Below are 12026 nucleotides of genomic sequence, written 5' to 3'. Positions count from 1 at the left end.
TGAATGAATATCCAGTATGCGAATGCAACAAGGTCGATCGAAAAGACAATTCTGGAATGCAATTCGCACTTATCAACACGGGTGTGGTTTCGTACTCAGCGTGGTAAACTGACGCGTTTATACTGTGTAGAAATCAATCATCGGGAGAAGTGCTCATGGCCAGCAGAGGCGTAAACAAAGTAATTCTGGTCGGGAATCTGGGTCAGGATCCAGAAGTCCGTTACATGCCGAACGGCGGCGCAGTGGCCAACATTACCCTGGCGACCTCCGAAAGCTGGCGTGACAAGGCGACCGGCGAACAGAAAGAGAAGACCGAGTGGCACCGCGTCGTGCTGTTCGGCAAACTGGCCGAAGTGGCGGGTGAATACCTGCGTAAAGGCTCTCAGGTCTACATCGAAGGCTCCCTGCAGACCCGTAAATGGCAGGATCAGAGCGGCCAGGATCGCTACACCACCGAGATCGTGGTTAACGTCGGCGGCACCATGCAGATGCTGGGCGGCCGTCAGGGCGGCGGCGCACCGGCCGGTCAATCTGCCGGTGGCCAGGGCGGTTGGGGCCAACCTCAGCAGCCACAGGGCGGCAACCAGTTCAGCGGCGGCCAGCAGCAGTCTCGCCCGGCGCAGAACAGCGCACCGGCGACCAGCAACGAACCACCAATGGATTTCGACGACGATATTCCGTTCTAAGCCTGGCGACAGCGCTAAAAAAACCCCGCTCAGGCGGGGTTTTTTGTGTTCGTTAGCCGCTGATTTTCTGCGGCGGTGTCGCCAATCAGTAAATTGCTACCGGGTTGATATTGACCTGGGTTGAACCGACATACAGCGGTTGCCCCAGTACGAACAGGAATTCCCAGGTTTTCGTGCGGACCAGCGGGCGGCTGTCGATCAGCTCCAGGTTATAGACGCCGCGTTTGGCCAGCAGGTACTGGTTGACCGGGAACTCTTCGTCATTTTTCGGGTTAGGGTAAACTTCGGAGGCCCAGGTATCACCGCCGAAGGCCACGATGCCTTGGTCGGCCAACCATTTCGCCGCTTCCATGCCGATGCCCGGTTCAACTTCCAGGAACTTTTTATTGTCTTTGCCAATCAGCTCCAGCCAGCCGGTGTTGAACAAGACAACGTCGCCTTTGCGTAAACTGATGCCCTGCTTTTTAAGCACCGCTTGAATATCCGCAACGGAAAATTCGGTGCCGCCCGGAACGATCGCTTTATTATAATAAGCCGTCATATCGAGTACGACACCGCGTGTGACCATGGGCGGCACTTTTTCCACGCCCAATTTTTTCACGCCATCTACGGTGACGAAATCCGCCGCCTTATTGCCGTTATAATAAACATTGTCGATGCCGATATGGCCAATGCCATTCAACTGAGTGCCGACGCCGGTCCAGGCATTCACCAATTCATCATTAAAGGTGAATTTATTTGGGCCAAGCGTTTTACCGTCCTGCTGACCAGGCTGAATATTATATAAGCGGAAGCTGCGGTGGCGGAACGCCGGGAAATCTTTATCGACGGGCACCGCCAATGGCAATGTCTTGCCTTGTTTTACCAACTGCACGGACTGTAATACGACCTCTGGCGTGAGCAGGTTGGCCGCACCGATTTCGTCTTTTGCGCCGTAAACGGAAGGATACCAGTCTGACGACTGCGCGGCGGATTCTGCGGCGTGCGCGGGCACTGCGGCCAGCAAGGGCAGCAAGAGGGAGAGGCGATACAATGATTTCATCAGTGACTCATCCTTATAACGGAGTATTGCAGGGCGAATGAAAGTGAGCCTCCGGAAATTGGCGGCGTGAGGCCGCCGAATAATAACCGGTGAGGGAACGGCTCATTTTTTCTGTGTACTGGGTACGCCAGCGTGATTTTTAAAAAGGCGCCCGGCGATGATTTCCTTAATCATGCGGCAATGAATAACGCCGTATGCACGGCGTTATCGCTAAACGCATTATTTTTTCAGTTCTGCACTCATGGTGACGAAATTGCCCATGTAGGCGCTGGTAATTTTGTAGCCGCTTGCGCCGGCTTCTTGCGCTTTTTTAGCGATGAGGGCTTCGGTGGAATCCAGTGTTCTGCCGGTTGCGGTCACGCTTTCTGCCGCGGCGTTAAACGACAGCATGGAAAACAGAGCGAGTGAAATAACGGTGGTCATGGTTTTCATATCTTTATCCTGTGTTCGAAGGTTCGAAAAATAAGGGTGTCCGGTACGACACGATGGAGCGAAGGATAAAGACGTCGGGCTGGTGAATAAATAACAGAATCGTCAATAAACTATTCCATTTTTGCGCATAAACTAATTCTATTATTGTCTTTCAAGGCCGAATATGCCGTGCGAGGTGAGAAGCGGTCGTCGGGGAGCGAATGAAAAAAAAGCCCCTTGCGGGGCTTTGAGCGCTACGCCGAGAAGCCGCCGTCGATGCTCAGACTGGCGCCGGTGATATAACCCGCCTGCGGGCCCGCCAGGTAGGCGACGAAACCGGCGATTTCTTCATCTTTGCCGTAACGGCCGATCGCCATCAGCTGCTTGAGCTGATCGGCGAACTCGCCGGCGTCCGGGTTCATTTCGGTGTCCACCGGGCCGGGCTGCACGTTATTGACGGTGATGCCGCGTGGGCCGAGATCGCGCGCCATGCCCTTGGTCAACCCGACCAGCGCCGATTTGCTCATCGCGTACACCGCCGCGCCGCCGAACGGCACGCGCTCGGCGTTGGTGCTGCCGATGTGGATGATACGGCCGCCGTCGTTCATGTGGCGCGCCGCCTCCTGGCTGGCGACGAATACGCTGCGTACGTTGACCGCCAGCATGCGATCCAGGTCGTCCAGCGCCAGTTCCTCGGTGCCGCCCAGCGTAAATACCCCGGCGTTGTTCACCAGAATATCCAGGTTGCCGAAGTGACTCACCGCCTGGCGAACCTCCTGCTGCAGCGCCGCAGCATCGGCGCTGTCGGCCTTGATGGCGAGGGCTTTGCCGCCGGCGGCGGTAACGGCGCTCGCCACCGCTTCGGCGCGATCGGCCGAGGCGGCGTAGGTAAAGGCGACGGCGGCTCCCTCGCTCGCCAAGCGTTTAACGATGGCGGCGCCGATGCCGCGGGAACCGCCCTGAACGAATGCGACTTTGCCTTGCAGTGGGAGTGCTGTGGTCATGTTATTTCTCCAGAGTGGATGAGGGTAAAGTGTCGGCATTCAGTATCGGAGATCGCTTGCACGGCCACTAGCCACAAAGAGCTATAATCAGTTAAAACCATTAGTTTAAAATCCATAAGGAAAAAGCATGCTGGGACATCTGGAGTGCTTCGTCAGCAGCGCGGAAAACGGCAGTTTCTCCGCCGCCGGCCGCAAGCTGGGCCTCAGCCCGGCGGCGGTAAGCAAGAATGTCACCCGGCTGGAGGCGGTGGTCGGCGTGCGGCTGTTTCAACGCAATACCCGCAAGTTGATCCTCACCGAAGCAGGCGAGCGTTTTCTCGGTGAGGTGAGCGGCGGGTTGCAATCGATCCAGTGTGCATTGAAGGGGTTGAGCAGCGGCGGCGGCGCGGCGGCCGGCGGCTTGAAGGTCAGCATGGGCACCGCCTTCGGCCTGCACTTCGTGTTGCCGATGCTGCCGATGTTTTTGACGCAGTACCCGGCGATTGTACCGGACTGGCATTTCGACAATCGCCAGGTGGATCTGATCGGTGAGAACTTTGACGCTGCGCTGGGCGGCGGCATCGAGTTGGCGCAGGGGATGATTGCTCGCGAGCTGGCGCCCGCGCATGGCGTATTGGTCGCTTCGGCAGAATACTTGCGGCAGCGGCCGCCGTTGACGGAGCCGGAGCAACTGGCGCAACACGCCGGGATTTTCATCCGTTCGCCGCAGACCGGGCGCATTCGCCACCAGCCGCTGCGAAATGCCCAGAATGAGCAGCGTGCGCCGGGGATGACGGTCAGCATGACGGTCAATGAACCGGAAGCGGCGGCGCGGGCGGCGGAAATGGGATTGGGCATCGCGCTGATCGGCATGCCGAATGCGGCGCCTTATCTGGAAAGCGGCCGTCTGATGCGGGTTTTGCCGGGCTGGTATGTCGATCGCGGCAGCGTGTATCTCTATTTTCCCACCACCAAATTCTTACCGACCAAAACCCGGGTGTTCGTCGATTTCATCACCGAACAGTTCCGCCTGCAGAAGTTGGCGGCGCGCTTTGACGCCCGCTAAAACGAGAAAAGCCCCTTGCGGGGCTTCTTTCTTCCGTCGGTTGGCTGTCCGACGATCAGTTGAAGATTTCTGCGGTGCCGTACAGTTTGTTCTGACCACCGGCGGCGACGATGCGGTAGGCGCTGGCGCCCGAAGCGGCGGCTTTGCTGGCCAGTTCGCTTTCCAGCGCGCTCAGGTTAGCGGCGCCGCTCACGGTGACGACGCCGATCTTCTGGGCGTCTGCAGCAGGTTGGCTGGAAGGCAGGTCAGCGGCGAAGGTAGCGAAAGAAGCGGTAGCCAGCAGCGCAGCGGTAGCAAAAATTTTGACGTTTTTCATGATGCGTTCCTCAGAGTGTTTGTTAGGTGAGAGCCCGTTGTCTCTCGATGTGTTAAATACTAGTGCACCAGATGTGAATAAAAAATCGGAGAGTTTTGAGTATCTCTGTCAAATAAATTGATTATTTTTCATCCGCTGGCGCGGGGCAACAATCGCCACTACCCTTTACAGACGATCCTTAACCGGAGAAGCGTCATGACGATGAATGCGTTTATCGGCAGTTGGGCGTTGGTGTCGTCGGCGTTCAAAAACCAGAACGGCGAGCTGAATTACCCGCTGGGCGAGCAGGTGTTGGGGCGCATCCACTATGAGGCCAACGGCACGATGGCGGCGCAGCTATACAGCGCCGTACGGCCGCGTTTCGTCGCCGACGATTTGGCGCAGGGATCCGAGCGGGAGATCCATGCCGCCTTCATCAATATGATTTGCTACTTCGGCCGTTATCAGGTGGAAGAAAGCGAGCAACGGGTGGTGCATCAGGTTGAAGGCTGCTCGTTCCCCAATTGGATAGGCAGCCGTCAGGTGCGTTTTTACGCCTTTAACGCCGATCGGCTGACGTTGCGCACGGTGCCGCTGCAGCTCGGCAACGGCGTGCAGGTTGGCGAACTGGTGTGGCAGCGGACAGGAGCGTCGTCATGATCATCGTTCATCATCTCAATCACTCGCGGTCGCAGCGCATTCTGTGGTTTCTGGAAGAGCTGGGCGTGCCCTATCAGGTGCAACGCTACGAGCGCGATCCGAACACCATGCTGGCGCCGCCGGCGCTGAAAAAGATCCACCCGTTGGGTAAATCGCCGGTGATCGTCGATGGCGATCTGACGCTGGCGGAATCCGGCGCCATTATCGAATACTTGCAGGAAGCCTACGACGCACAGGGCATGTTTATGCCAACCGACTTCCACGCGCGTCAGCAATACCGCTACTGGCTGCACTACGCCGAAGGATCGCTGATGCCGCTGTTGGTGATGAAGCTGGTGTTCAGCCGTCTCGGCCAGCCGCCGATCCCCTGGCTGCTGCGGCCGATGGCCGGCGCGATCGGCAAAGGCGTGCAGCGGGAATACCTCGACAAGCAGATCGCGCCGCACTGCGAATTCCTCGAACAGCACCTGAATAAGGGCAGTTGGTTCGTTGGCAACGACTTCAGCGCGGCGGATATTCAGATGAGCTTCCCGCTGGAGGCGATGGCGGCGCGCGGCGCGTTGGATGATTGCCCGAAACTGCGCGGCTTCCTGCAGCGCATTCACGCCCGGCCCGCCTACCAGCGGGCATTGGAGCAGGGCGGCCCTTACGACCTGCTGAGTTAAGCGGATGGGCTATACTCGATGGGGTCATTCTTCATCGGAGGTAGCCCATGGCTACGCAAATCTTCGTTAACCTGCCCGTACGCGATCTGCCCGCCTCAATGGCGTTTTTCACCCAGCTCGGCTTCAGCTTCAACCCGCAATTTACCGACGATACCGCCGCCTGCATGGTGGTCAGCGACACGATTTACGTGATGCTGCTGACCCACGACAAATTCAGGATGTTTACCCCGAACCCGATCGGCGACGCCAAACAGGCCACCGAAGTGTTGGTGTGCCTGTCGCAACCCAGCCGGGCGGCGGTGGACGAACTGGTGCGCAAGGCGATCGCCGGCGGCGGCAATACCTATCATCCGCCGCGGGACTATGGCGTGATGTACGGCCACGGATTTCAGGACCTGGACGGCCATATCTGGGAATTGATGTATATGGATCCCGCGGCGGTGCAGGCGCAATAAGCTCGCCGTGAAGCAGGTCGGCAGGGGCGCCGGATCGCCCCGTCTTTTCGCGCAGAAGCCATTCCCGCCGTTTTCTGCATAAATTGCCGCGATCTTTAGTTGATTAGACGCTAGGGAAGGCAGGATAATCGTTTGCCTTGAATAAACCACCATAAATCACCCGTACCGCGCGCTGCGAGTTAAACGTTTGCCTGGGTGCGCATCGCCGTTGGCGGTGTGGCATAAGGGCAGGGATGCGGAACGTGACGTAAACGATTACGTGGCGATCGGGCGCGGGCGAGATTACAGGCCTGCTGTGACGGGCCGATTCATGAAACACAGGGGAAGTAACCTATGTCGAACTCTCAAGCGAACCACGCCGCAAAACCAACCGGCGGGCTTGATGGCTATTTTAAAATTTCCGCGCGCGGCAGCAGCGTGCGTCAGGAGGTGGTGGCGGGGCTGACCACCTTCCTGGCGATGGTGTACTCGGTGATTGTGGTGCCGAGCATGCTGGGCAAAGCGGGTTTCCCGCCGGCGGCGGTGTTTGTCTCCACCTGCCTGGTGGCCGGTCTGGGGTCGCTGTTGATGGGGCTGTGGGCTAACCTGCCGATGGCCATCGGCTGTGCGATCTCGTTGACCGCCTTTACCGCCTTCAGCCTGGTGCTGGGCCAGCACATCAGCATTCCGGTGGCGCTGGGCGCGGTGTTCCTGATGGGCGTGCTGTTTACCATTATCTCGGTCACTGGCATCCGCGCCTGGATCCTGCGCAACCTGCCGATGGGCGTGGCGCACGGCACCGGCATCGGCATCGGGCTGTTCCTGCTGCTGATCGCCGCCAACGGCGTCGGCCTGGTGGTGAAGAACCCGCTGGATGGCTTGCCGGTGGCGCTCGGCGCGTTCACCTCTTTTCCGGTCGTCATGACGCTGGTCGGCCTGGCGGTGATCTTCGGCCTGGAGAAACTGCGCGTGCCCGGCGGCATTCTGCTGGTGATCATCGCCATTTCCATCATCGGCCTGATCTTCGACCCGGCGGTGAAATACCAGGGGCTGTTCGCCATGCCGAGCCTGGCGGACGCTGACGGCAAATCGTTGATCTTCAGCCTGGATATCATGGGCGCATTGCAGCCGGTGGTGTTGCCGAGCGTGCTGGCGCTGGTGATGACCGCGGTGTTCGACGCCACCGGCACCATCCGCGCGGTGGCCGGGCAGGCCAACCTGCTGGATAAAGACGGGCAGATCATCAACGGCGGCAAGGCGCTGACCTCGGATTCCCTGAGCAGCATCTTCTCCGGCCTGGTGGGCGCCGCGCCCGCTGCGGTTTATATTGAGTCCGCCGCCGGCACCGCCGCGGGCGGCAAGACCGGCCTGACCGCCACCGTGGTCGGCATTCTGTTCCTGCTGATCCTGTTCCTGTCGCCGCTGGCCTATCTGGTGCCGGTTTACGCCACCGCGCCGGCGCTGATGTACGTCGGCCTGCTGATGCTGAGCAATGTCACCAAGCTGGACTTCAACGACTTCGTCGACGCGATGGCCGGCCTGCTGTGCGCCGTGTTCATCGTGCTGACCTGCAACATCGTCACCGGCATCATGCTGGGCTTCAGCTCGCTGGTCATCGGCCGCATCTTCTCCGGCGAATGGCGCAAGCTGAACATCGGCACCGTGCTGATCGCCGTGGCGCTGGTGGCGTTCTACGCCGGCGGCTGGGCGATTTAAGCCGCTTGGGTTTCCCTCGCCCGCCGGGCGGGGGAGCCTGTTACGGCAATTCCCTTCTTAAGATAAGTCTTCTTCTGCTCTGTACCGCGTTTTGAAAGGCACAACAAGCTTTAACGGCTGTAAAAAAAGTGATCTACTATCGTGACCAACGCAGGCCCTGAGCCGATGTCGTCTGAATCGTAGAGTCTAAGGAAAGCATGGAAATCTTTTTTACAATCCTCATTTTGATCCTGGTGGTCTCCCTGTCCGGGGTGGTGACGCGCATGTTGCCGTTCCAGGTGCCGCTGCCGCTGATGCAAATCGCCATCGGGGCCCTGCTGGCCTGGCCGCATTTCGGGCTGCACGTCGATTTTGATCCCGAACTGTTCCTGGTGCTGTTCATCCCGCCGCTGCTGTTTGCCGACGGCTGGAAAACGCCGACGCGCGAATTCCTGCATCACGGGCGTGAAATTCTCGGCCTGGCGCTGGTGCTGGTGCTGATCACCGTGGTCGGCGTCGGTTATCTGATCTACGCCATGGTGCCGGGCATTCCGCTGGTGGCGGCCTTCGCCCTGGCGGCGGTGCTGTCGCCGACGGATGCCGTGGCGCTGTCCGGCATCGTCGGCAAAGGGCGGATCCCCAAGCCGATCATGGGCGTGCTCGAGGGCGAGGCGCTGATGAACGACGCCTCCGGCCTGGTGTCACTCAAGTTCGCCATCGCGGTGGCGATGGGCACCATGGTGTTCACCGTGGGCGGCGCGACCCTTGAATTCCTCAAAGTGGCGATCGGCGGCCTGCTGGCCGGCGTGGCGGTCACCTGGACCTACAGTAAATCGCTGCGGGTGATGAGCCGCTGGAGCGGCGACGATCCGGCGACCCAGATCGTGTTCCTGCTGCTGCTGCCGTTCGCGTCCTACCTGATCGCCGAACATATCGGCGTTTCCGGCATCCTGGCGGCGGTGGCGGCGGGGATGACCATCAGCCAGTCCGGCGTGATCCGCAACGCGCCGCTGGCGATGCGCCTGCGCGCCAACAGCGTGTGGGCGATGCTGGAATTCGTGTTCAACGGCATGGTGTTCATCATGTTGGGCCTGCAGCTGCCGGGCATTCTTGAAACCTCCATCCTGCAGGCGGAGCTGGATCCGACCATCCAGACCTGGTACCTGTTCGCCGACGTGGCCACCATCTACGCCGCGCTGCTGGTGCTGCGCTTCACCTGGCTGTGGGTGATGAAGAAGGCCAGCAACCGCTTTATGAAAAAGCGTCCGCTGCAGTTCGGCGATTACAGCACGCGTGAGCTGTGGGTGGCGTCGTTCGCCGGGGTGCGCGGGGCGATTACCCTGGCCGGTGTGCTGTCGATACCGCTGTTGCTGAGCGACGGCACCGCCTTCCCGGCGCGCTATCAGCTGGTGTTTATCGCCGCCGGGGTGATCCTGCTGTCGTTGATCGTCGGCGTGCTGGCGTTGCCGCTGCTGCTGCGCGGTGTGCAGGTCACCGACAAGAGCGCCAGCAAGCAGGAAGAGCGCATGGCGATCGCCATGGCGGCCGAAGTGGCGATTGAGAGCGTGAATAAAATGGAAGAGCGCCTGGTTGCCGATACCGAAGAAAACCTCGATCCGCAGGTGTTGAAAGAGGTCAGCTCGCGGGTGACGGGCATGCTGCGGCGGCGCATCGCGTCGAAAGACGATATCGAGAATGCGCTGGCGATGGAAAACCTCGAGCGGCGTTTCCGCCTGACGGCGCTGCGCGCCGAGCGCGGCGAGCTGTATCACCTGCGCGCCACGCAGAAAATCAGCAACGAGACGCTGCAAAAACTGCTGCACGATCTCGACCTGCTCGAAGCGCTGCTGATCGAACGCGAAGGGTAAATCTCAGAAGAGGAATAAACGTTTTCCTCTTTATTTCTGTCCTGAAGGGCCGCTTGTGCGGCCCTTTTTTTGGTTACTTGAGCGGCGGCCAGTAGTCGCGGCAGCAGGCGATCCAGGCCTGCGCGCTGTGCGACAGGTAGCTGCCCTGGCGCCAGATCAGGCCGATTTTCCACTCCATGCGCGGCTCCAGCGGCAGCCAGACCAGGTTTTCCTTGTCCAGCCAGCGACAAACCGGCTCCGGCAGCATGGCGATGCCCACGCCGGCCTGCACCATCGAGGCGAGAAAGTCCCATTGGCCGCTGCGCACCGCGATTTGCGGTTCAAAGCCGGCCAGGCGAAACGCCTTCATCAGCATCTTGTACAGCGCAAAGTCTTCGTTATAAATCAGGATCGGGCTGTCGGCCAATTCGGCGATATTGATGCTGGTGCGGTTGAGCCACTGCGGCGTACGCGGCGCCACCACGCACATCGGATGGCCCAGCAGCGGCAGAAAGGTCAGCGGCTGCGCCGAATCGAAGGGCAGCACCGTCATCGCCAGATCCAATTCGCCGGACATCACCGCCTGTTCGACCGACAGCCCGCCCAGCTCGGAAATCTTCAATTCGATGCCGGGGTAGGTCTGGCGAAAGCGGCGGATCAGATCGGCGATCTGCCTGCCGACCATCGGCGGAATGCCCAGCCGCAGCACGCCCTTTTTCACCGAGCTAATGTCTTCCAGCTCCGCCTCCAACTGGCGGAACTCGTCGAGGATCGTCAGGCCGCGCTGGTACACCGCCTGGCCGCTGTCGGTCAGGCGCAGCTTGCGGCCTTCACGGATCAGCAGCGTGCATTCCAGCTCTTCCTCCAGATGCCGCAGCATTTTGCTGATGGTGGGCTGGGTGACGAACAGTTTTTCCGCCGCGCGGGTGAAGCTTTGCTGGCGCACCACTTCAACGAAGTAGCGCAGGGTGCGGACATCCACGTTAGGGTTCTCCTTGGGGACGCTACCGGCGGGAAACTATTCCCGGACGGCATGATGTCGATAATTTTAATTCATTTCAGGCGTGGTTTCCCGGCTGCGTATACTGTAGGCCGTCAATTATTGTTTGAGGTCATCTTTCATGTCTCTGGCGTTACGCCGCGTTGCCCCTTCCCTGCTGACCCGTTTGCAGGTGCCGATCCAGGTGGCGTTGTATGCGGCGCTGTTCCTGATCGCCGATCGTCTGGTGCAACAATTCCACCTGCCGCTCCCCGCCAATATCGTCGGCATGCTGATGCTGCTGGCGCTGATCCTGCTGCGCATTCTGCCGCTGAGTTGGGTCAAGGCCGGCTCCCGCTGGCTGCTGGCGGAAATGCTGCTGTTTTTCGTGCCGGCGGTGGTGGCGGTGGTCAACTATGCCCAGCTGCTGATGGTCGAAGGCTGGAAGATCTTTCTGGTGATCGCGGTCAGCACCATGCTGACGCTGGGCGCCACCGGGCTGGTGGTGGACAGGGTGTATCGGCTGGAGATTTGGCTGCAGCGGCGGAAGCAGCGCCATGAATGATTTCATCCTTAGCCTGGCCTGTTTTCTGGCGACGCTGGCGCTCTATTTCGCCAACAAGAAACTCTATCGCCGCCGCCGCACGTTGCTGCTGATGCCGCTGGTGCTGACGCCGATGATTCTGGTGTTGCTGCTGGTGGTCACCCACATCTCCTATCAGGACTACATCGGTGAAACCCACTGGCTGCTGTGGCTGCTGGGGCCGGCGACCATCGCCTTCGCGGTGCCGGTGTACGAGAACCTGCATATCATCCGTCGCCATTGGCTGTCGCTGACCGCCGGGGTAACGACCGCAGTGCTGGTGGCGGTGTACAGCTCGGTGTGGCTGGCGCGCCTGCTGACGCTGCCGGAAGAGGTGCAGCGCAGCCTGGCGGTGCGGTCGATCACCACGCCGTTCGCGCTGGAGGCCGCCAAGCAGATGGGGGGCCAACCGGACCTGGTGGCGTTGTTCGTGGTGATCACCGGGGTGTTCGGCATGGCGGTGGGCGACATTCTGTTTTTGCGACTGGCTGTACGCAGCCGCCTGGCGAAAGGGGCCGGATTTGGCGCCTCGTCGCACGGCGCCGGCACCGCCCGCGCCTATGAACTGGGGCCGCAGGAGGGCGTAGTGTCGAGCCTGGTGATGATGTTGGCCGGCATTATCACGGTGGTGGCCGCGCCACTGATCGGCCGGCTGATGTGGTAAGGAGGCGGTCTGCGGC

Annotated in this window: 14 protein-coding genes; 9 read left to right on the top strand and 5 right to left on the bottom strand. The window is 60.2% G+C overall.

The features are described from left to right. Nucleotides 1–155 precede the first annotated feature (155 nt). On the top strand, nucleotides 156–686 hold the full coding sequence (gene ssb1 / locus ACOWVD_RS15510; RefSeq protein ID WP_004936793.1) for a single-stranded DNA-binding protein SSB1: 531 nt from the start codon (nucleotides 156–158) through the stop codon (nucleotides 684–686). Nucleotides 687–771: 85 nt separating this feature from the next. Here ssb1 and ACOWVD_RS15505 read toward each other — a convergent pair whose 3' ends face one another. The 3 genes from ACOWVD_RS15505 to ACOWVD_RS15495 all read right to left on the bottom strand — a co-directional run bounded on the left by ACOWVD_RS15505 (nucleotide 772) and on the right by ACOWVD_RS15495 (nucleotide 3143). Then, nucleotides 772–1701 (bottom strand): cyclase family protein, encoded by a 930-nt coding sequence (locus tag ACOWVD_RS15505; RefSeq protein ID WP_028127546.1) that lies wholly within the window; start codon nucleotides 1699–1701, stop codon nucleotides 772–774. 246 nt (nucleotides 1702–1947) lie between these two features. Further along, nucleotides 1948–2160: a DUF1471 domain-containing protein gene (locus ACOWVD_RS15500; RefSeq protein WP_004936800.1), complete on the bottom strand. Its 213-nt coding sequence runs from the start codon at nucleotides 2158–2160 to the stop codon at nucleotides 1948–1950. Nucleotides 2161–2393: 233 nt separating this feature from the next. Then, nucleotides 2394–3143, bottom strand: a complete 750-nt coding sequence (locus ACOWVD_RS15495; protein ID WP_421105651.1) for a 3-oxoacyl-ACP reductase family protein — start codon at nucleotides 3141–3143, stop codon at nucleotides 2394–2396. Between the two features lie 127 nt (nucleotides 3144–3270). Between ACOWVD_RS15495 and ACOWVD_RS15490 the strand changes: the two genes are divergently transcribed. Further along, a complete protein-coding gene (locus tag ACOWVD_RS15490; protein WP_015379210.1) occupies nucleotides 3271–4188 on the top strand; it encodes a LysR family transcriptional regulator in 918 nt (305 codons plus the stop codon). Between the two features lie 55 nt (nucleotides 4189–4243). On the opposite strand, the gene bhsA is transcribed toward ACOWVD_RS15490, so the two are convergent. Continuing rightward, nucleotides 4244–4504 carry a multiple stress resistance protein BhsA gene (bhsA, locus tag ACOWVD_RS15485; protein ID WP_004936809.1) on the bottom strand — a complete coding sequence of 87 codons (261 nt, stop codon included), beginning with the start codon at nucleotides 4502–4504 and terminating at the stop codon, nucleotides 4244–4246. Between the two features lie 195 nt (nucleotides 4505–4699). On the opposite strand from bhsA, the gene ACOWVD_RS15480 reads away from it, so the two are divergent. From ACOWVD_RS15480 to ACOWVD_RS15460, 5 genes are all read left to right on the top strand, one after another. Next, entirely contained in the window at nucleotides 4700–5143 is a 444-nt protein-coding gene (locus ACOWVD_RS15480) for a lipocalin-like domain-containing protein (protein WP_004936812.1), read from the top strand. Beyond that, entirely contained in the window at nucleotides 5140–5808 is a 669-nt protein-coding gene (locus ACOWVD_RS15475; protein WP_277496791.1) for a glutathione S-transferase family protein, read from the top strand. Before ACOWVD_RS15480 ends, ACOWVD_RS15475 begins: the two co-directional genes overlap by 4 nt. 47 nt (nucleotides 5809–5855) lie before the next feature. Next, on the top strand, nucleotides 5856–6263 hold the full coding sequence (locus tag ACOWVD_RS15470) for a VOC family protein (protein WP_015379207.1): 408 nt from the start codon (nucleotides 5856–5858) through the stop codon (nucleotides 6261–6263). 333 nt (nucleotides 6264–6596) lie between these two features. Next, nucleotides 6597–7958 carry an NCS2 family permease gene (locus ACOWVD_RS15465; RefSeq protein WP_004936819.1) on the top strand — a complete coding sequence of 454 codons (1362 nt, stop codon included), beginning with the start codon at nucleotides 6597–6599 and terminating at the stop codon, nucleotides 7956–7958. Nucleotides 7959–8155: 197 nt separating this feature from the next. Then, complete coding sequence (locus ACOWVD_RS15460; RefSeq protein WP_004936822.1) at nucleotides 8156–9805, top strand: Na+/H+ antiporter; 1650 nt, start codon at nucleotides 8156–8158, stop codon at nucleotides 9803–9805. Between the two features lie 73 nt (nucleotides 9806–9878). On the opposite strand, the gene ACOWVD_RS15455 is transcribed toward ACOWVD_RS15460, so the two are convergent. Continuing rightward, the gene (locus tag ACOWVD_RS15455) at nucleotides 9879–10766 is read right to left on the bottom strand and encodes a LysR family transcriptional regulator (RefSeq protein WP_004936826.1); all 888 of its coding nucleotides are present in this window, start codon (nucleotides 10764–10766) and stop codon (nucleotides 9879–9881) included. A gap of 139 nt (nucleotides 10767–10905) precedes the next feature. Here ACOWVD_RS15455 and ACOWVD_RS15450 point away from each other — a divergent pair, with 139 nt between their 5' ends. After that, nucleotides 10906–11328 carry a CidA/LrgA family protein gene (locus ACOWVD_RS15450; RefSeq protein WP_004936830.1) on the top strand — a complete coding sequence of 141 codons (423 nt, stop codon included), beginning with the start codon at nucleotides 10906–10908 and terminating at the stop codon, nucleotides 11326–11328. Further along, nucleotides 11321–12010, top strand: a complete 690-nt coding sequence (locus ACOWVD_RS15445) for an LrgB family protein (protein WP_004936833.1) — start codon at nucleotides 11321–11323, stop codon at nucleotides 12008–12010. Before ACOWVD_RS15450 ends, ACOWVD_RS15445 begins: the two co-directional genes overlap by 8 nt. Nucleotides 12011–12026: the final 16 nt, after the last annotated feature.

Origin of the sequence: Serratia sp. SA088 (assembly GCF_049065515.1) — a bacterium.
Lineage (GTDB): Bacteria > Pseudomonadota > Gammaproteobacteria > Enterobacterales > Enterobacteriaceae > Serratia > Serratia nematodiphila.
The sequence above is the reverse complement of the archived record's forward strand: the minus strand, read 5'-3'. Positions and strand labels throughout refer to the sequence as shown.

Coding starts and splice junctions, on each gene's coding strand:
- ssb1 (WP_004936793.1), top strand. CDS start 156: ATGGCCAGCAGAGGCGTAAACAAAGTAATTCTGGTCGGGAATCTGGGT.
- ACOWVD_RS15490 (WP_015379210.1), top strand. CDS start 3,271: ATGCTGGGACATCTGGAGTGCTTCGTCAGCAGCGCGGAAAACGGCAGT.
- ACOWVD_RS15480 (WP_004936812.1), top strand. CDS start 4,700: ATGACGATGAATGCGTTTATCGGCAGTTGGGCGTTGGTGTCGTCGGCG.
- ACOWVD_RS15445 (WP_004936833.1), top strand. CDS start 11,321: ATGAATGATTTCATCCTTAGCCTGGCCTGTTTTCTGGCGACGCTGGCG.
- ACOWVD_RS15495 (WP_421105651.1), bottom strand. CDS start 3,143: ATGACCACAGCACTCCCACTGCAAGGCAAAGTCGCATTCGTTCAGGGC.
- ACOWVD_RS15450 (WP_004936830.1), top strand. CDS start 10,906: ATGTCTCTGGCGTTACGCCGCGTTGCCCCTTCCCTGCTGACCCGTTTG.
- ACOWVD_RS15460 (WP_004936822.1), top strand. CDS start 8,156: ATGGAAATCTTTTTTACAATCCTCATTTTGATCCTGGTGGTCTCCCTG.
- bhsA (WP_004936809.1), bottom strand. CDS start 4,504: ATGAAAAACGTCAAAATTTTTGCTACCGCTGCGCTGCTGGCTACCGCT.
- ACOWVD_RS15465 (WP_004936819.1), top strand. CDS start 6,597: ATGTCGAACTCTCAAGCGAACCACGCCGCAAAACCAACCGGCGGGCTT.
- ACOWVD_RS15470 (WP_015379207.1), top strand. CDS start 5,856: ATGGCTACGCAAATCTTCGTTAACCTGCCCGTACGCGATCTGCCCGCC.
- ACOWVD_RS15475 (WP_277496791.1), top strand. CDS start 5,140: ATGATCATCGTTCATCATCTCAATCACTCGCGGTCGCAGCGCATTCTG.
- ACOWVD_RS15500 (WP_004936800.1), bottom strand. CDS start 2,160: ATGAAAACCATGACCACCGTTATTTCACTCGCTCTGTTTTCCATGCTG.